The sequence below is a fragment of the uncultured Adlercreutzia sp. genome, from assembly GCA_910585575.1.
Taxonomy (GTDB): domain Bacteria; phylum Actinomycetota; class Coriobacteriia; order Coriobacteriales; family Eggerthellaceae; genus Adlercreutzia.
The window spans coordinates 73543-94072 of record CAJUFS010000002.1; the positions used below are offsets into that span (position 1 = coordinate 73543).

Annotated in this window: 5 protein-coding genes (1 of these 5 cut by a window edge); 4 read left to right on the forward strand and 1 reads right to left on the reverse strand. The window is 64.9% G+C overall.

Going from position 1 to position 20530, the window contains the following annotated elements; all coding sequences use genetic code 11:
- The 4 genes from QZ307_RS00380 to QZ307_RS00395 all read left to right on the forward strand — a co-directional run.
- Positions 1 to 14016, forward strand: the 3' portion of a protein-coding gene (locus tag QZ307_RS00380) for a PASTA domain-containing protein (RefSeq protein WP_295994214.1). It extends 24312 nt beyond the left edge of the window; the window shows 14016 of its 38328 coding nt (coding positions 24313–38328); the start codon falls outside the window, past its left edge; it ends in the stop codon at positions 14014 to 14016.
- Between the two features lie 278 nt (positions 14017 to 14294).
- Positions 14295 to 15686 carry a zinc-ribbon domain-containing protein gene (locus QZ307_RS00385; protein ID WP_295994216.1) on the forward strand — a complete coding sequence of 464 codons (1392 nt, stop codon included), beginning with the start codon at positions 14295 to 14297 and terminating at the stop codon, positions 15684 to 15686.
- Positions 15687 to 15696: 10 nt separating this feature from the next.
- The gene (locus QZ307_RS00390) at positions 15697 to 16974 is read left to right on the forward strand and encodes a zinc ribbon domain-containing protein (protein ID WP_295994219.1); all 1278 of its coding nucleotides are present in this window, start codon (positions 15697 to 15699) and stop codon (positions 16972 to 16974) included.
- 144 nt (positions 16975 to 17118) lie between these two features.
- Complete coding sequence (locus QZ307_RS00395) at positions 17119 to 18420, forward strand: amidohydrolase (protein WP_295994221.1); 1302 nt, start codon at positions 17119 to 17121, stop codon at positions 18418 to 18420.
- A 19-nt stretch (positions 18421 to 18439) separates the two neighbouring features.
- Here the strand turns inward: QZ307_RS00395 and fusA are convergent, their stop codons facing one another.
- Positions 18440 to 20524 (reverse strand): elongation factor G, encoded by a 2085-nt coding sequence (fusA, locus tag QZ307_RS00400; RefSeq protein WP_295994223.1) that lies wholly within the window; start codon positions 20522 to 20524, stop codon positions 18440 to 18442.
- Between the last annotated feature and the right edge of the window lie 6 nt (positions 20525 to 20530).

Sequence of the window (20530 nt, forward strand, 5' to 3'; positions counted from 1 at the left end):
CTGCGTGCCCAGGTGAAGTCGCTGCGCGGCTATCATCCGCGCTCAGTGGCCGACGACGGTACCGTCACCGAAGAGGGCTACGACCTTTCGTCGGTGCGTCCCTCGGACGTGAAGGCCGCTGGCCGCAACATCTACGCCCAGGGCAACGCGCTGGAGAAGCGTGTGACCAAGGAGCGCCCGTTCAGTCGCGTGTTCCAGTACATCCCCTATCAGGACATGCTGAAGACCGCCACAAAGGACGGCCAGCTGGATGCCACGGGCTTGGCGGTTAAGAGCGGTGCGGCTCTGAGCCCTCTGTCTGAGAGTTACCGCCGTAATCCTACGTCGAGTTCTGCGGGGGATGCCTCCCATATGAATACCCAGGTGCCCTTGTGGACCTATCGCGTGGTGAAATTCAAGGAGTATATGCGCGACGACTTGGGCTACCTGTGGCTGCAGAACGACGACCAGAGTTGGTCCTATGTGGGTATAATGACTGACGAAGGCACCATTAACCGCGAAATTCCCGAGGGCGAGACTGCTCCCGCGGCGCCCGCTGGCAAACCGGTGGCTCTGGGTAGCCTCACTGAGTTCGACGAAGTGCCCATCGGCACGTCCACTGCGGCTTTGCGTCCGGAAGAGGGTATGACCAAGCTCGGGCAAGGGGTTTTGGCCAATGGCGGTTCTTCCATCACCTCGAAGGACGAGTTTGCCTACTTGTACGATTTGAACGGCGGCGCTGGTGACGGTTCCGAAACCACCAGCGGCACCGCTAACACCCGTCGTTCCTTCACCTGGAACTTCATGGGCCAGAACGGCAGCCGCGGCACGTTGAACCCCGGTGAGGCCATCATTGTGGATTTCATGATGCAGTTCAGCCCGCAGTCTTCGGCCTCCACCGACGTGGGCAACGCTCTCATCCTGTCGGCTTATGCTGACAAGGCCGGCAGCTACAACTTCTATGACTATCCGCTGTTCCGCACCGAGACGGTTCCCGGCACCAATCAAAAGTTAACGAAGCTGGTGACGAAGGCGACCATCAACGATCCGGAGACCTCCATCACCAAGGACTCCTCCTATCGCTCCGACATCAACGACGGTAACGGCAACAATGACCGTTCCGAGACGCTGTTGCGCAAGGACACCTCGTCCATCGGCTGGTCCAACAACGACCAGGTAGTGCAAGAAAAGATGGTGCAGCCGAAGTACACTGACGAGAAGTTCTCGAAACGTTCGCAGACCGCGGCCGTGCCCGAGGGCACGTCCTACACCTACGAGCTCATTCAGCAGTACACCGGCATCAACGACAATACGGCCCTGCTGTACAAGCACTCCACCTTCGCCGACACTATGCCCTTCTTGGGCGACAAGGAAACGTCCACCTACGACAACAACGTGAAGAAATACAACCTGCGTCAATCCCAGTGGAGCGGCTGGCTGCAGGACCTGGATTCCATCAAGATGGAGTACACCGACACCACCCCCACCGAAGAGGGCGACATCAAGGGCAAGTACGAGCTGCGTCTGACTGAGGAGAAGGACAAGGTCACCGGTGAGCCGCTGCATGCCCAGGCCCAGGTGTGGGTCGGCCCCATCAAGGTGGAGGGCGACAGCAAGAGCGGCACCCTAAAGCTGACGCCGCTGACCACTGACGAGATGGTGCAGCCAGTCGATGTGGCCAAGGCTCAAGCCGGATCCGAGGGTTGGGGCGATGACGAGCTGGACGAGTTCATCACCCGCTGGACCACCCAGAAGACCACGGGCATCACCTACGGCAGCGACGGCAAGACGGTCACCGAGCAGGTAGCCGTGTCGCAGTCCATGGCCTCCATTAACATGATCGACCTGAACGAGCTGAAGACCTACGTGAAGAGCCATCCGGCCGAGAAGGAAGCGCTCACGCGCTGCATCGGCTCCATCTGGTGCCGTGTGCTAGATGATAATCTCGTTCTGATGGCCCGCAACGGCGACGTGCGTTTGAAGTACGATCTGAAGGCTCCGCTGAACCTGCCTAAGTACCTGGGCAGCGCCGACAAGACCTTCAAGTCCATCGACGGCCTGCAGGAAGATTCCACGGTGCTGCAGAAGAACCTGTACGCTACCAGCCAGTGGAACACCTTCATGTCCATGGTCGACTACCGTTCTGGCGAGAACGGCCTGACCTACCGCAAGCTGGAGAACAAGCCGGCCGGCGTGTACGTGGACGCCCCCGAGGGCTATGGCTACATCGGCAGCTATGTGTGGCTCGACAGCAACTGGGATACCCTGCAGAACGACACCAAGGGCGAGGTGACCCAGGACCTGTTGGGCAACGACACCACCTATCATAAGGCCACGAACGGTCGCTACATCCTGTCCACTGAGAAGTCCATCAAGGACGGCAAGTACGCCTACACCTACGACGGCGGCAAGGACACCTCCAAGCTGATGCAAGACCTGGACTACGACGGCAAGCCGGACGATCCGGGCGTAAACGGCGTGAAGGTCGAGCTGCTGAACGAGTGGGGCATTCCGGTGAACCGCAATGGCGAGGCCGTGGTGCAGGTGAAGGAAGACGCCACCTCCTCGAAGTTGATCTGGGTGAAGGCCGATCCGAAGACGGGCAAGGCCATCAAGGGCCTGTACGGCTACGAGCCGGTGACCACGGCCGAGAACGTTGATCTGGGCGCCTACGTATATACCACGGAATCCGACTACTACAACAACCAGGGCTACTACATGTTCTCGATGCTGAAGCCGGGCAACTACCGCCTGCGCTTCACCTTCCCGAAGCAGTACTCCAACTATGCCCTTACCACCAAGCGCATCGGCGCCAAGGAGGCTCCGGTCATCGATGAGAAGGGTGTGGATCAGGGCGCTACCGAGGACATCTCCTCCTACATGATGGTGAACCGCACGAGCGGCCAGATGGTGGCTACCTCCGAGGTTATCAAGGTGGAGCCGGTAGCCTTCGACGCCGAGCGCTATGCGGCCGGCCTGGAAACCAACGGCAACGAGATCTACGATGCCAAGATGACCAGCTACAACGTGGGTATCGCCCTGCCGGTTACCTACTCCGGCGTGGCCTACCGCGACGACAAGCTGGCCGGCTACGAGGATATGGAAGAGGATCCCGAAGAGGGCGGCTCCGGCGAGGGTGACGGCGACGGCGACAACTCCGGCAACGAGGGCGGTGGCGACCTGTTCGGCAAGTCCGCAGCCCCGGCGTCGGTGGCCGAGCCGACGGCGGCCGACGATCTGCTCACGGGCGACCTGGGCATTGCCCCGCTGTCCCTGACTCCCGATAACGCGCCGGCCTACGACGCCTCCCAGGGCGAGCTGCCCCCGTTCATCATGGTGAACGGCAAGCCCACCCTGAACATGAACAAGTACGTGGAGGACGACGGTTCGGTGGATCCGGAGCTCATCGACGGCGTGCTCGACTGGGTGAACGTGAACCTGGACGAGTCGAACCCCTATGAGTACGCACTGGCAGTGGAAGAGCTGCGCCTGAAGAACATGCAGGTGCAGGTGCAGGTGTACGACGAGAAGAGCCGCACCTGGAAGCAGGCCTACGATACCGACGGCAACAAGGCCATCACTCAGACCGACTGCTACCTGGAGGTGACCCTGGACAAGGGCGCCACCTGGCAGCGCGCCTTTGACGCCAATGGCAACAACCGCGTCAGCGCCGAGGTGCTCGACAGCCTCGATCCGGCCACGGAGTGGCGCTGGACGCCCATCAGCTCGGGCAATGCCACCGAGGCCACGGGCTCCTTCACCTTCGACCTGGAGCCGGGCCATACCTATAAGGTGGTTTGCCGCGACATGCGCAACCGTATTCTGAAGCCCTCGGTTATGACGTGGGAGAACGACCCGCTGAAGCGGCCGACCCAGAATGCCGAGGATCAGAAGAAGGATGCCGAGGGCAAGCCGGTGGACCAGGTGGCCGCCATGTGGGACAACGACCTGTGGCTGAAGAGCGGCGTGGCCGAGACCAACAGCTTCGAGGCCAAGGTGCCCGTGGATTCCAAGGGCCGCGCCATCTACGAGGATCCGAAGAACCCGTGGAAGGGCTTCAAGATCTACGACAAGCTGGCTCTGGGCTGGATCGACGGCACCAAGGGCTTCCTGGGCAACTACATCTGGAGCGATAAGAACGACGGCGTGGACGCCAACGGCAATCCGCTGTACTACGACGGCCTGCAGGGCGACGTGCCGAACATCGGTGTGGGCCAGGTGAAGGTGACGCTGGAGCAGTACTACTGGCGCCCGGCCGATGCCGACTCCTCCGACCCCACCCAGTACCGCCCCGGCACTGTTGACGGCGATGGCGACGGCGAGTGGGTGCTGAACGATCTGGAGTACAAGACCACGAAGTCCTCCAGCGCCGGCAGCTACATCTTCAAGGGCGTGTCCACTTATGTGATCGACCCCGAGGCGCCGAAGACGGTAGACGACGAGCAGAAGGCTCACTACCTGGCCGGCTACCGCGTGCGTATCGATCGCGACGACCTGAAGCTCATCACGAAGGACTGGGGTCTCACGTTCCGCAACGCGCCGAAGAGCGGCCTGACGGGCGGCTTTGACGAGGAGATCGACTCCGACGCCGCCATGAGCGTGCAGAAGGTGAAGAACGCCGACGGCTCCGACTACCTGAAAGATGGCAAGCCCGTGTGGGCCTACTATCTGAACGAGATGAACAGCGGCTCGGCCATGGTGCCCGGCATTGCCGTGGGCAGCCAGGGCGTGGGCGGCGGTCATGACGCCGACGTCTCCTACCAGCAGATGATCGTGGTGGCCGGCAACGTGGACACCCTGGCCCGTGAGAACCTGGGCGCCTACCTGAAGGGCAAGAACGTCATCAGCGAGGCCGAGGCGGAGACGTTGACCATCGACGAGATGATGGCCCGCATGGACGAGGCCATGATGCGCGACTACCTCATCACCAGCAACGCCATGGCCGAGAGCGAGACGCCCACCGTGAACGCCATGAAGCGCATGATCGCCAACTTGAGCGGTGCCTCCGAGGGCAATGTGCGCACGGTGAAGGGCGGCTATTCCAACACCTCGCCGCGGGCCGGCTACGATCTGGGCGCTGCCCAGCGTATCGAGCATTGGGATGTGGGCCTGGTCGAGGTGCCGCGCTCCTCTATTACCGGCAAGGTGTGGCACGACGAGAACTACGACGGCATCATGGATACCGACGAGGACGGCCTGCCGGGCGAGTCGGTGTCCGTGGAGCAGTACTACTATAAGGACGGCGCCTGGGTGCGCAACGATCGCTTCGGCTCGGATGAGCGCACGAGCGTGGCCGCCGCCTGGAAGACCGAGAAGCGCAACGACTTCCAGGGCAAAGAGGAAACCTGGTGGGTGCGCGAGTACGCGGGCGTCGACGGCAAACCGGTGAAGGTGGAGATGAAGGCCGAGCTGGACGGCGACGGCAAGCCGCTGGTCGGGGCTACCTATCCCTCGGGCGAGACGGTCGCCAACGGCTTCGTGACGGTGCACACCGACGAAGAGGGCGCCTATACCTTCGAAAATCTGCCCACGGCCTATACCAATGAAAACGGCGAGCACTTCCTGGCGGCCTATCGCGTGGTGCTGAATGGCCTGCATCAGGACGTCACCACCGACGAGAAGGGCAACCCGCTGTACGCTACGCCGTGGATGATGACCCACTACCATCAGGGTAGCGACGTACAGGCTGACTCCGACGTGCGCGACAGCCAGCCTGGCACCCTGGGTGCCTACAAGGTGCTGGGTCGCGAGACCGTGGGCGTGGGCGACGGCGCCTCTACGGTGCAGCGCGCCCTGGACGGCCAGATCATCCTGGCCGCTGAGGTGGGCGCGGGCCGTGAGTATCCGGGCCAGATCTCCCAGATTGAGGTGTCGGCCGCCGATGTGCACGAAGGTGCTACCGGCACGGTGAAGTACGACTACCTCACCAAGCGTGCCAATAAGGTGCAGGGCGGCGACGTGGGCGAGCTTCCGGTGCCTCGCCGCGAAATTTCCGGCCGCGTGTGGCACGACGAGAACTACGACGGCATCCAGGATGCCGAGGAGCAGTCGGTGCCGGTGCTCGACGACGAGGGCAATCCCGTGGTCGACGCGGAGACGGGCGAGACGGTCACCACCACTGAGCGCGTGTTTACCGAGCCCGGCCTGGAGGGTGAGACCGTTGCCCTGACCCAGTGGTACTTCGACCCGGCCACCGGCGAGTGGGTGCGCAACGAGTCCTTCGGCCACGACGGCTTCAACTTCCTGGCGGCTATCGCCACCGACGAGTGGGCCGAGGGCGCCGACCATGAGGCCACCCTGTCCGATGACGGTATCGTGACCCTGACCACCAATGCTGAGGGCCGCTACAGCTTCAAGAACCTGCCCACGGCCTACGTGGACGACCAGGGCAACCTGTACCTGGCCAGCTACCGCGTGCAGCTTGTCGGCCTGCATCAGCAGGAAGTGAAGGACGCCGCCGGCAACGTGGTGTCCCGCATCCCCTGGATGATGACCCGCTTCCACGACGAGAACGCCGCCCTGGTGGCCGACTCCGACGTGGACGATGCACTGCTGGGCACCGAGGAAAGCTACACGCTGCTGGGTCGCCAGGACGCCTTCGAAGAGGCCACGCCCGAGGGCCAGCGCGCCCTGGACGGCCAGGTCATCCTGGCCGCGCCCAAGGCCGCCACGGCGCTGGTGGAGGAGACCAAGACCACCCTGGTGAACCTGAACCAGAACAACGTGATCGAAAACGCCGAGGGCACCGTGGTCTACGACATCATGCGCGCCAAGCAGGAGGCGGCCTATGACGGCGGCGACGCCGGCCAGCTGCCCGTGCCCACCCGCTCCCTCGAGGGCCTGGTGTGGCGCGACGCCGACTACGACGGCCTGCAGGACACCAAGACCACCGAGACGGTCACTAACAAGGACGGCAACCCGCTGAAGAAGCTGGTGGAAGAGGGCCTTGAGGGCCAGACCATCACGCTGGAGCAGTGGTTCTACAACCCCGCAGCCGTGAACACCGAGAAGCCGGTCTTCCTGACCGACGACTTCGACTACGCCACGCTGAACCTGTCCGGCAAGATCGATGCCAACTACGAGAACCACTGGTTCAAGAACGAGAACTTCGGCACCGACATCTACACGCTGCTGAACGACGACGAGCATCCGCTGGTTCAGGGCGACTGGGCCGCCGACGCCTCGGTGGCCGACGGTGTGGTGACCATCAAGACTAATAAGAAGGGCGTGTACCGCTTCGACAACCTGCCCACGGCCTACACCGACGAGAACGGCAACCAGTTCCTGGCCGGCTACCGCGTGAAGTTGGGCATGCTGACCGAGAACTACAACTCCGACCATTACGATATGCCCCAGGAGGGCGCGTGGATGATGACCCGTTTCCATGCGGGTACCGCCGCCGAGGCTCTGACGGCCGACTCCGACCTGCCGGACAACCTGGGCATTACCAAGAACTACCCGCTCATCGGGCGCGAGGACTTTGTGGCCGATACCAGCGAGCCCGACGAGGCCGGCAACGTGACCGTCACGCCCAAGCGCTACCTGGGCCAGCGCCAGGAGATGCTGGAGGGCCAGGTTATCCTGGCTGCCGTTTCCCAGGACAACGACGGTGCCGGCCGCGGTGCCACGGCCAACGCCACCACCGCCGGCTCCGACTTCCAGAACAACCTGACCGATCCCATGACCTTCGACTGGATGGCCGCCCGCGCCTACGCCGAGGACGAGGACGCCGTCGAGGGTGGCGACGCCGGCCAGTTGCCGCCGCCCACCCAGGATATCGTCGGCATCTTCTGGAACGACGCCGACAACGACGGCGTGCAGTCCATCGATGAGTACGGCAACCCCGTGGTGAACGACGCGCAGGGCAACCGCATCATCATCGACTACAACGCCGACGGCACCATTCAGGTGTTCGAGGCGCTGCTGCAGGCCGACCCATCCACCAACGGCACCGAGGACGCCGACACCATGAAGGTGGTGAAGGGCAAGCGTATCCAGTACTCCGAGGCCAACGCCGACGGCAAGGTCACGCTGTACCGTCTGGCCGCCGACGGCACTACGTTCGAGGTGCAGAAGGTCTACGAGGCCAACCAGCTGAACGAGGCCTACCGCAACGGCGACGTGTACGACGAGAAGGCCAGCGAGGATGGCATCAACAACGCCCGTGTCACGCTGGAGCGCTACATTCCCGACGCCGACGGCAACTGGGTGGAGGATCCCGAGTGGGCCAACAGCGACACCTACGAGCTGGGCGGCAAGACTTGGGATGACTACCGCAGCAACCCGGCCACGGTGTGGGGCGATGACCCGCAGCACGTGCAGTACACCAAGGTGCAGGAGGCCTCCGACGGCACCGTGCGCGCCGGCGTGTACCGCTTCGAGGATCTGCCCACCCAGCGCGCCGACGCCGACGGCAAGAAGATCGTCTACGGCTACAAGGTTCGCTACACCGACTCCGGCTACCAGCAGCGCGCCTGGATGATCGCGAAGTACCAGCAGAAGGACAACTTCACCCAGGACTCCGACCTGATCAACCTGAACGCCAACCTCATGCAGGATAACGAGGTGGACGTGCTGCTGAACCGCAAGGACGAGAGCTCGGTGTTGGGCAACATCACCGAGGGCAACGCCTCGAACAACGACAACCAGGACAAGGGCCTGCTGTCGCTCGACGAGGCCCTGGCCCAGAAGAAGGACGCCGCGGCCAGCCTGCCGGCGGCGAATACCCTGGCCACGGGCTTTGCCAGCGTGCTGGCCTCGACGGTGGCGAATACGGCCCAGTCCATGGGTGCCAGCCCCTTGGCCGCCGGCGCCGAGCTGTACGACCTGGGCGCCGGCTCCGACCGCGCCTACAACGACGCGGCTCTGCTGAAGCGCAAGACCGGCACCATCGAGGGCGTGCTGTTCCAGGATGAGAACTACGACGGTGTGCTCCAGGGTAAAGAGGCGCGCCTGGCCGGCAAGCGCGTGTACCTGCATGCATGGGGCCTGAAGCTGGTGGCCGACGGTTCCGCCGAGTGCACCTGCAACGACGACGACAAGACCACCGGCGAGGGCCAGTTGCCCGCTTCTGCCGGGGCCATCACGTCGCCGCGCGAGGGCTACCACTACGAGTGGGTGCCCGAGGACGACGGCATCACTTCTACGACGACCGACAAAGAGGGTCGCTACGCCTTCGAGAATCTGCCGGCTGCCACCCGTCACGTGAAGACGGGCGATAGTGGCTCCTGGAAGGACGAAGTGGGTGGCGACAAGGACACCCTGGTGACCGATAACTTCGACGAGTGGTATCTGCTGGGCTACACCATCGAGGTAGAGGGCGCCGCTGCCGATACGCTGGACGCCGATCATAAGGATGAAACGGTGATGGGTCTGCCCGTTACCCGCCTGCTGAGCGACGATGCGGTGGAGGGCGACGAAGAGGAAGAAGCGGAGCCCGTGTCCGAGGCTGCCTCCAAGGTGCACCGTGCCATGGATTCCGACAAGCTGAACGAGCGTCTGGCCAACAGCGCCGGCTACGGTGCCGACCGTTTCGCCATCACTATGAACCAGGTGAACGATCAGGGCGAGACGAAGTCGGTGCTGGACGGCCGTCTGGTGCTGGCCGACCGCGCCACCACGGCCGAGGATGCCGTGGGCGCCACCGATCCTACCTATTATGTGAATGCCAACGGCATGGAGTTCGACCTGTCCACCATCCGCGACGCCGACTGCATGAACGGCGGCTTCGGCCCGTTCGGTACCGCCACCATCGCCGGTGTGGCCTGGAACGACGCCAACTACGACGGCATTCGCGACTACGTCACGTCGCTGGACGTGCCCGAGGAGGGCGATGAGGGCGAGGACGGCGAGCCTGCCAAGCCCACGCCGCCCACTTCGGTGGTGAACCTGGAAGAGCCCCTGGTGGGCGAGACCGTGTACTTGACTCAGGAGTACCTGGACCCGACCACCAACAAGTGGGTGTTCAACCCCGACTTCGGTGGTGCGCTCGATCCGAAGGTGGGCGACTTGTCCGCGACGGACAAGTCGGTGACAGTGCGTACGGTTACCGCCAATACCGAGTACTCGATCAGCGGCTTCGTCGACGGCGATGGCAACCCGGCCGAGATTTGGTTCACCGAGCCTCACGATCCGAACCTCGACAACCAGACGGTGTTCCCGTGGCCTGGCGAGCCCGGCGAGTTCACCGATGGCATGACGGTGACGACGACCGACGAGGACGGCAACGAAGTTACCTATACCTTGACCGTCACGCCCAACACCGAGTACAAGGTCACTTGCCGCCAGAAGGGCTCCGATGGCAGCTACGCCGTCAGCAAGACGCCGGTGTACGTGGCCACGCGCGGCGAGTCGAAGCTGGCTGACGTTGCCTTTGCCGAAGGCGAGATGATGGCCACGGCTACGAAGATCATGTTCACCGAGAAGCCGCTGTGGTGGCGCGACCTGGCCGATCCCGACCTGGCCACGGCCGACGAGCAGGAAGGCTGGAACGGCTGGGAGTACGCCGCCGTACCGGTGGACGCAACCGATGATGACATCGAGGCCCTGGACAGCAGCGCTTGGTTCCACAAGAACGCAGCCGGTCTGGTAACCATCGACAATCTGACCCAGCGCACCCACTACCGCGTGGTGGCCCGCATTCGCGCCTTCGATGAGTTCGATCTGCCTGACGTGGCCGCCAAGGCCGCGGAAGACGCCGTAGCCGAGCTTGAGGCCTTGGGCCTGGTGGTGGAAACGGCTCAGGAGCACACCGACGCTGTGCCCAACGGCGCGGTCATCCGCACCGAGCCGGCCGCCGGCGCCACGGCCAAACCGGGCATGACCGTGAAGGTGATCGTGTCCAGTGGCCCGCGCCAGCCGGTGACGGTGCCCGATGTGACCGGTCTTGACTTCGAGGCGGCCAAGGAAGCTCTGACGGCCGCCGGCCTGAAGGTGAGCGCCCAGGTGCCCACCGAGGAATTCAGCGACGAGGTGGCTGCCGGCCTGGTGCTGAGCACGAGCCCGGCCGTCGATGCCGAGGTGCTGGAGGAGACCGAGGTGCGCCTGGTGCTGTCGAAGGGCCCGGAGCCGGTGGAGCCCACCGAGCCTACCGAGCCCGGCGAGTCCACTGACCCGAGCGAGCCGACGGATCCGACTGACCCGAGTGAGCCGACCGATCCCACCGAGCCCGGTCAGGGCGAGGATGGCGACAACGCCGGCGGCGACGAGGGCGACGGCTCCGATACCGGTGACACGGGCGAGGGCGAAGGTTCCGACGCTGGCACCACCGAGCCCAGCCAGGGCGAGGGCGCCGAGGCGGGCACCGACCCGCTGGCGGGCGCCGCGGCGGCCTTCAACCTCATGCGCGTGGCTGGCAGCCCGCTGTTCACGGCGACTTCCTTCCCGACCATTGCGCCGCTGGCTGCTGGGGTTCACAGCCGTTACGAGGATGTGGACGAGAACGGCGCGGTGCGCACGCTGAAGACGCTGGCCATGATCCAGGGCGAGGCCACGGGCTACGTGCCCGAGGGCGCCACGGATCCGCAGAAGCCCGAGAAGCCGGCGCCTCCGGGCTCCCGCCGTGCGGAAACGGACAAGGAGGGCATCTACCGCTTCGACGACCTGCAGGTGTACGTGCAGAAGAACAAGAGCGGCAAGTTGGTCAGCTACGAGACTCCCGGTGCCACCGACGAGGTTATGCAGACGCGCTACATCGCCTACATGGCCGAGCTGAACGGCGGCTACGTGATGTCCCGCTACAACGTGCCGGGCACCACCTCGGGCGACGACTCCGATCTGACCCGTAACGAGGAGGGCTCGCTCACCCTGCGCCAGGCCGTCACCTACGAGAACGGCATGACCATCAACGACGGCTACGTGTACCTGAACCACGAGACGGCCAACGAGCCCGGCTCGGTATACGGCTCGCAGTACGACGAGGACGCCAAGTGGAAGCCGGCCGAGACGACGGGCGACACCTGGGCGGAGAACCGCGACGAGGGAACGAAGACCGTTACCTTCGACGTGCCTGCGCCCTACAACGCGAAGATGGACGCCGGTGCCAAGGCTCCGAACCTGGATACCGTCTCCGGTATCGTGTGGAACGACGCCAACAACAACGGCATCCGCGAGGCCGGCGAAGAGGGCATCGTGGGCGCCGCGGTCGAGTTGACCCGCTACTGGTACGACACCGAGACCAACACCTGGGTGTTCGATGACGAATACAACCGCCTGGTGGACGAGAATGGCCAGGTAGCCCAGAGCGGCGACGCCCTGGTGTACCTGCCGGGCGATCGCTCGGAGCGCACGAACCGCATGGTGACCACCACCAGCTTCGACCGCCGTGTCCGCACCGGTACCACCGAGGAAATGAAGACCTACCCGCAGGGCTACTACTCCTTCGAGGACCTGCCCTCCACCGAGGTGCGCATCGTGCGCAACGCCGAGGTGGACGTGGTGTACGGCTACCGCGTGAACATCGTGAACATCCCGGCCAACTTCGCCGTGTCGAAGATGAACCGCGGCGAGGACATCCTGGTGGACTCCGACCTGAACGAGAGCACCACCCGTCTCATGCCCGAGGGCGAGGTGGCGGTGGACGGCCTGATGGTGCTGGCTCTGCCGGCCAACGAGGCCGACGCTCCCGAGTCGAAGATCGAAGGTCCCGACGGCGGCGAGTGGTCCACCCTGGGCTCGCAGTCCAGCGCCAACAACGATGCCGGTCTCGTGCCCTTCGACACGGTCAGCTTCGGCGGTCACGTGTGGATGGATGCCAACAAGGACGGCATCCAAGCCGAAACCGACGAGCTGGTGGTGGGCAAGGAGCTGGTGCTCGAGCGTCAGGCGGCCACCTTCGGCACCGCGCTGGCTGCCGGCTGGATGAGCCGCATTACCGATGGCGCTACGGGCAGCGACCTTGATGCGAGCGGCGAGCCGCTCGAGGGCACCGAGCGCTATGAGGATATCCAGTGGGTGATCGACCGTCTCGATGTGGCCAAGCCCGAGGAGCCTGTGGCGCCGGAAGAGCCGACCGATCCCGAGCAGCCGGGCGACGGCGATGCTGAGGATCCGGACGAGGGCGTTGAGGCTCCGACCGAGCCTGAAGGCCCGGTGCAGCCCGAGGCGCCGTCCGATCCGGACGCCGGGGCGGTCACGCCGGGTGAGGGCGACATCGCCAATCCGCTGGCCAGTGTGTTCGCCGACGAAACGGCGGACGACGTTGCCACCGATCCGGCCGAAGGCACGCCGGGCACCGATGAAGGCGATGCTGGGGCCACCCCTGCCGATCCGAAGCCGGGCACCGACGATGCCGATGGCGCCGAGGACGACGGCCTGACGGCCGAGCAGCGGGCTGCGGCCGAGCGTCGCGAGAAGCTGCTGTCCTTCGACGTGGCCGACCCCTCCGCCGATCTGGAGCGCGTCGAGAATGACGGCATCCTGTCCGAGGGCGCCTGGGAGACGGTGGCCATCACCCAGACCGACCTGGAGGGCAGCTACCTCTTCGCCGGCCAGCCGGCTGTGGACGAGTTCGGTCGTCCCTATGTGTACCGCGTGCGCATGGAGAAGCCGGCCGACGCCGAGTGGGTGCCGCTCAACGTGGGCAAGGACGACAACGTGGACAACGACGTGGCGCATATGAACCTGCGCGGCCAGGAGGCCGAGGCCAATAGCGGCGTCACCGAGCCCATGACCGTGCTGTCGAAGCGCTCGGCGCCCAACGCCTACGGCCTGGCCTACCAGGTGCTGGCGGCGCAAAGCTGGACCCGCGAAACGAAGCACGCGGTGGATCCGGGCTACTACATCGAGCCCGAGCCGCTGCCGACTACGGGCCCGGTGGTGGACCCGAAGACCGACAACTGGACCACCAACCTCTTCACGAGCGATTGGATGACCAAGTTGGTGAAGCACCTGCTGCCGCAAACGGGCGACACCACTTCGCTGCTGCGCCTTATCCTGGCGCTGATCGCCGGCTTCGCTGCGCTCATGCTGCTGCTGTCGCTGCTGAGCCGCCGCCGCGAGGAAGAGCAGGCGCGCGGTACCTGGGGCGTGATCGTCTAAGGCGCACCGCGATGCTCGAGCATGCTGAGCGTGCCGTGTAATTCGAAGGCCCTGGCCCAAGCCGGGGCCTTCGTGCGTTAGGGACGTTTTGGCGGGAGCGCCTTCACGTCAATAGGACAGGGGCGGTCGAAGCCGCACTGTGAGAAGGGGTAACGCGCCGTCAATACCAGAGAGACGGTGAATACGCCGAACGACGCGTCAAAAAGGCGCCCTGTTGCGCTATTCTGATTCGAGGAACGACGTGGGGCCGATGATGGGCTGGGAAGAGGTGGCCGACGGTGTATTGCAGCTTTTGCGGGAAGGAAATTCCCGACCAATCGACGTTTTGCGGCTATTGCGGCAAGAAGCTGGTATACATCGGCGATCAGCCCGATGATGACTCCTATGAAGAATACGACCAGGAGGTTGCCTCCTGGTTCGGTGTGCCCTCGTGGGGCTACTACGAAGAAGAATGGGATGAGGAGACAACCCCTGCCGAGGAGGTCGTCATCGAGGAGAGCGACGGCGCCGATGCCGAGGGCGACCCCGAGGAAGGCGTGACTGAGGCTTCCAGCGATGCTTCCGATGCTGAGGCGACCGAGGGCGAAGGCGCAGATACTCCTGAGGTTGAAGGCTCTGAAGTGCCCGAGAGCGGCGAGGCTGCGGCGGATGCGGCTTCCGACGAGAGCGCCGACGCGTCCGACGGGGAAGAGGCCGACGAGAGCGAGTCTCGTGATCGGGCCGCAGCCGCGCTCGATGACGGCGACGTGCCCGTTCCGGGTGAGCCTGCCTTCGGGCCGGTGCGGCCTGCCATGCGCCCGCTTTCGCGCGATGCCTTTGCCGACGCCGCTTCGGGGGGCGTGTACGTGCCGCAGGTGGCCGCGGCGGCCTCGCGCAAGCGCGGCATTGCGGCGCCGGCGGTCGTGGGCATCGCGGCTGCGGCGCTGATCGTCGGCGCGGCGGGGGCCTTCGCCCTGGCCGGTCCGTTTTCTCCCTTCGCCCCCAGCGCCGATGGCGAAGGGCCTGCAGCCACGCAAACGACGTCGTCCGACGGGGCGGCGGCAGGCAAGGACGCGGCGGGTGCCGGCGATGCAGCTGGCAGCGGTGACGCAGCAGTCACCCCCGAGGAGGCGGAGGCGCCTTCTGACGGCGATGCTGCCGAGGACGTGGCGGCTCAGACGGGCTTCAGCTCGGCCAAGAAACTGGTAGCCGCTTTGGAAACGCCGCTGTACGATGCGCTCGGTGAGCGCTTCTCCCATGCCACCATGCGCCTGCTGGTTATCGACGAGCTCGATTTCATGGTGCCGGCTTACGCCGAGGCCCTAGCCCGGGAAGCCGGTTTCTCTACCGTGAAGGAATTCGCCCGCAACGCCGAGGACACCGAGGCCAGCCAATTCGGCGACTATGCCGGCACCTGGTCTTTCGCGCTGGCGCGCGGCTCGAAGTGCTCTGCGCGCACGGTGGAGCGCATGGAGCGCCAGTGCCAGCTGCTCGGCGTCGACCTCGCCATTGACAAGGCCTACAAAATTGAGGCGGTCACCAGCAACTACCCGTCCGACTATCAAAGCGACAACGTCGACGACGAGGGGCTCTACCATAAGGTGACACCCTATACGGCTATCCAGGTGGACGGCCGCTGGTATCTGTACACCGATGCGCTGGCGCCGGTCAAGAGCGACGACGAGGCCTAGGGGAGGGGCTATGAACTGCGAATTCTGTGGCCAAGAGCTTTCCGATGACATGCTGTTCTGCACCCGATGCGGTCGCCCCACTCCGCTGGCGGGCGAAGAGGCTCCGGCCTTCGTCGAATCTCCGGACGCCACTGGGCCCCTGCCGCGCCTCGACGACGAGGGCAACCCCGTCGAGGGAGCGCTAGCCGCCGAGGAGGACGACCTGACGGAGGAAGCCGCGACGGGCGCCGAGGAGGACGACGCGGCGGCCGAGGTGGCTGAGGACGCCGAGCGCTTTACCGAGCAGAGTGCGGCGTTGGAGACATCGGCTGAGGCCACGGCCGGGGATGACGCGGACGCTAGTGCGGAAGCCGCGGCCAAAGAGGCCCAGAGCGCCTCGGACGTCGATGCCGCGATAGAAGAAGCTTCGGGCGCGACCGTTGCGCCGGCGTCCGCCGGGGAGGCTGGGTCCCGTGCGACAGCGGACGTTGCCCGTTCGTCTTCGACGGTGCCGGTGGTGGCGGTGCACAAGAGTCGTGTGCCTCTGGTCATTGGCAGCGTCATCGTGGCCCTCGTCGTTGGCTGCGCGTGCTTCGTCGGTGGCCTGTACGTAGCGAAAACGGGGGCGCTCAACGAGATCTTCCCCGGCCTGGCTGTCGAGCAGCCGGCAGAGCCGGCAACGGCCCCTGAACCTGCGGCCCCCGAAGACCCTGCGGCGGCGTCGGGAGATGCGGCGCCCGTCGAGCCTTCCGACGACGAAGAGGCGCCGGGCGTTGTCAGCGCCGAAGAGGTTTCCCTGGCGGTGCAGGAGGGCTGGGAGGCGCTTATCGCCAATGAGTTCAGCGACGAGGCGCGCCAGGCCTGGATGGAGACGGTGCTGTCGCTGCAGCCGACGGGCGTGCTCGAGGCCTACGAGGCGCTCGTGGGCATTGAGGGCGACTCGCTGCTGCCTTTGTACCTGTACGATGATCTGCCGCTTGCCTATCAGCAAAGCGTGGAGGATTTCCTCCAGGGCGATACGGCGGCCGTCACCGTTCAGAATACGCCGGCGGGCAAATCGGCGCTGGCGGCCATTACGGTGTACTTCGGTGAGCTCGGGCAGAGCGTCGCCGGTCAGGTGGAGCAGCTTGACTTGCCTCTCGAAGTGACGGATGCCTTCGTGCTGGGCCTGGAGATTGCGCCGACTTCTGACGGGGCTCTGGGCAAGGACACCGTCGCTATCAATGAGGGCACCGACGGCTATCTGGCCTACGAGTACGACGGTCGCTGGTACCTGCTGGCCCCACAGCTCGAGCGCACTGACGTCTAGGCTGGCGCATTCGGCGCTTTCCTTGCTCAGCGCGTCCAAAGCGGATTGCGGGGTAGGCAAAGGAGGCTGTCTCTCGCGTCTGCCAGGGCCGCTTTTCGCAACGATTTGCTATGATGCCCCTATCGCAACGAGAAAGGGGCCGCCGTGCTGTTCGCTGATATTGATCTTCTTGACGAGAACTTTAAGGTGCAGCCCCATCGCTGGGTAGGCGTGCGCGAGGGCCGGGTGGCCTACGTGGGCAGCGTGCCGCCCGCACCCGATGAGGCGGTGTCCTTTGGCGAAACCTATAACGGCGCGGGCAAGCTGCTTATGCCGGCGCTTTACAACGCCCATGCCCATGCGCCCATGACTCTTCTGCGCGGTTATGCCGAGAACCTGCCGCTGCAGCGCTGGCTCGAGGAGAAGTGCTTCCCCTTCGAGGACAAGATGACGGCCGACGATTGCTATTGGGGCACGGTGCTGGCCTGCGCGGAGATGGCGCGCTTCGGCGTGGTCAGCTTCTCGGATATGTACTACGCCACGGAAAAGCGCTGCCAGGCGGTGCTGGAGGCAGGCATGAAGGCCAATATGTGCGAGGGGCTGGTGGCCTTCGAGGACAAGCCCTATGCGGACTATCCCATTGCCGCGCAAATGGAGGCGCTGGTACGTGACTGGCACGGAGCGGGGGAGGGCCGCATTCGCATCGACTACAACATTCACTCCGAGTACCTGTCCACCGAGCGCGTGTGCCGCGACATCGTGGATCTGGTGCGCGGAACCGACTTGCGCCTGCACATCCATCTGTCGGAAACCCAGAAGGAAGTGGCCGAATGCCGCGAGCGCCATGGCGGTCTCTCGCCGGTGCAGTACTTCGAGCAGCTGGGCTTGTTCGACCTGCCGGTGACGGCGGCCCATTGCGTGTGGGTCGACGAGGACGACTTGGATATCCTGCAGGCCCACGGGGTGTTCGTGGCCAACAATCCTGCGTCCAACATGAAGCTGGGCAGCGGGTTCGCGCCCATTCCCGAGATGCTGCGCCGGGGCATTCCCGTGTGCCTAGGCTCTGACGGCATGGCCTCGAACAACAATCACAACTTGTTCCACGATATGTACCTGCAGGCGCTTATCTACAAGGGGGCCAGCCTTGATCCCACGGCCGTCACGCCGCAGCAGGCCCTGGCCGCGGCCACCCGCGTGGGGGCCTTGTCCCAGGGGCGCCAGGATTGCGGTGTGGTGGCCGAGGGCATGCGGGCCGATCTGTGCGTGCTGGACATTATGGGCCCCTCGTGGTGCCCCGCGCCCGATCCCGTGTACAACGTGGTGTACGCCGGCAGCGGCAGCGACGTGGTGCTGACCCTGTGCGACGGGCGCGTGATCTACCGCGACGGCACGTGGCCCACCATCGACGTGGAAGAAGCCAAGGCCCAGTGTGCCGCCCGCACCGCCCGCATTATCAGCGAGCTGTAGGGGCGGGCGGCGGCGGACGCTAGTTGCCGGCGGCGCGGGAGGCCTCGTAGGCTTCCACGAGCTTCTTTGTCACGTCGTGAGGCGCCTGCTCGTAGCCCTCAAGCTCCAGGGTGTAGGAGCCGGAGCCGCGGGTCATGGAGCGCAGGTCCTTCGTGTAGTTGATCACCTCGGCGTAGGGCGCGCGCATCTTGATGATGGTCTCGCCGGCGGCGAAGCCCGCGTCGGTGCCCACAATGCGGCCGCGGCGCGTGGAGATGTCACCCATGATGGTTCCAGCGTATTCTTCGCCCACCGTTACCTCCAGCGTGGCCCAGGGCTCCAGGATGATGGGATCGGCCTGGGCGCAGCAGGCGCGGAAGCCGATGCGGGCCGCCGTCTTGAAGGCCATTTCGTTGGAGTCCACGGAATGGTACGAGCCGTCGAACACGGTGCACTTGATGTCCACCATGGGGTAGCCGGCCAAGAAGCCCTCTTCCATGGCCTCGCGCACGCCTTTGTCCACGGCGGGAATGAGGCCGTTCGGGATGGCGCCGCCCTTGATCTCATCCACGAACTCGTAGCCTTCGCCGGGGATGGGGGCCAGGCGCAGCCAGCAGTCGCCGAACTGGCCGGCGCCGCCGGTCTGCTTCTTGTGGCGTCCCTGGGCCTCGGCCTGCTTCGTGATGGTCTCGCGGTAGGGGATGCGCACGGGCACCAGCTTCGCCTCCACGCCCGACTGCTCCTTCAGGCGCGCCAGCAGCATGTCCACCTGGGTCTCGCCCATGGCGTGGATGATGGTCTGGTGGGTGTCCTCGTCGCGGGTAATGCGCAGGGTGGGATCGGCCTCGGCGGCGCGGGCCAGGAAGGTGCCCAGCTTGTCCTCTTCCTTCTTCGACACCGCCTCGATGGCCACGGGGTACAGCGGCTCGGGCAGGGGCAAAGGCTCGATGGCGATGGTGCCCTCGCAGGACAGGGTGTCGCCGGCGCGCACGTCGGTCAGTTTCGGCACCACTACAATGTCGCCAGCCTTCGCGCTTTTCACGTCCATGGGCTCCTTGCCCATCATCACCTGGATCTTGCCCAGGCGCTCCTTCTTGCCCGTGCGGCCGCAGACGAGCTCAAGGCCGGGCTCCAGATAGCCGGAGATGACCTTCAGGAAGGTGAGGCGCCCGACGAACGGGTCCGAGATGGTTTTGAAGGCGAAGGCGCAGGGGGGCTTGGTCTCGTCGATGCGTACGGTGACGTCGTCGGCCATTTGGAAGCGACCGTGGCTGCGCGGATGCGGGAAGTAGGTGCAGATGTCCTCCATGAGGCCCTGGATGCCCTGCTTGATGATGGTGGAGCCCACGAACACGGGGATGACCAGCTCTTGGGCAATGGCCTTGTCCAGGAGGTTCTCCAGCTCCTCCTGGGTCAGCTGCTCTTCGCCGTCCAGGTACTTCATCATCAGCTCGTCGTCGGCCTCGGCCACCAAGTCGCACAGCTTGTCGCGGGCGTTGCGGGCCTCTTCCTGGTATTTCGCGTCCAGGGTGTCCACGTCTTCCACGCGCTCGGCGGTGCCGTCGGCGTCGAAGTAGCGGGCCTTCATGCGGATGATGTCGATGACGCCCTTGAAGTCGGGGCCCTGGCCGATGGGGATGGTGACCGGCCCCAGGCGGCCGCCGAAGCGAGCGTGCAGCAGCGCCATGGCGGCGTCGAAGTTCGCGCCCTCGCGATCGATGTGATTGATGTACACGGCGCGGGACAGGCGCATGTCCTCGGCCTCGCGCCACAGCTTCGTGGTCATGACGCCCGGGCCGTCGACGGCGTCCACCACGAACAGCGCCATTTCGGCGGCTTGCATGGTGGCCAGGGTGTCGCCGATGAAATCGGGATGGCCTGAGGTGTCCAGCACGTTGATCTTGTAGTCCTTGTAGGGGATGGGCGCAATGGAGGTGGAGATGGTGAACTTGCGTTTGATCTCCTCGGGGTCGTAGTCCAGGTACGACTTGCCGTCATGGGTGGTGCCCATGCGCGGGGTCTTGCCGGAAACGAAGAGCATGGCCTCGGCCAGTGAGGTTTTGCCGGCGCCATCCTGTCCCACCAGGACGATGTTTCTGACGTGTTCGGGAGCCGGAGCTGCCATGGGCGA

Excerpts from the sequence above, each read along its gene's own strand:
- QZ307_RS00390 (WP_295994219.1), top strand. The coding sequence starts at position 15,697 with ATGAACTGCGAATTCTGTGGCCAAGAGCTTTCCGATGACATGCTGTTC.
- fusA (WP_295994223.1), bottom strand. The coding sequence starts at position 20,524 with ATGGCAGCTCCGGCTCCCGAACACGTCAGAAACATCGTCCTGGTGGGA.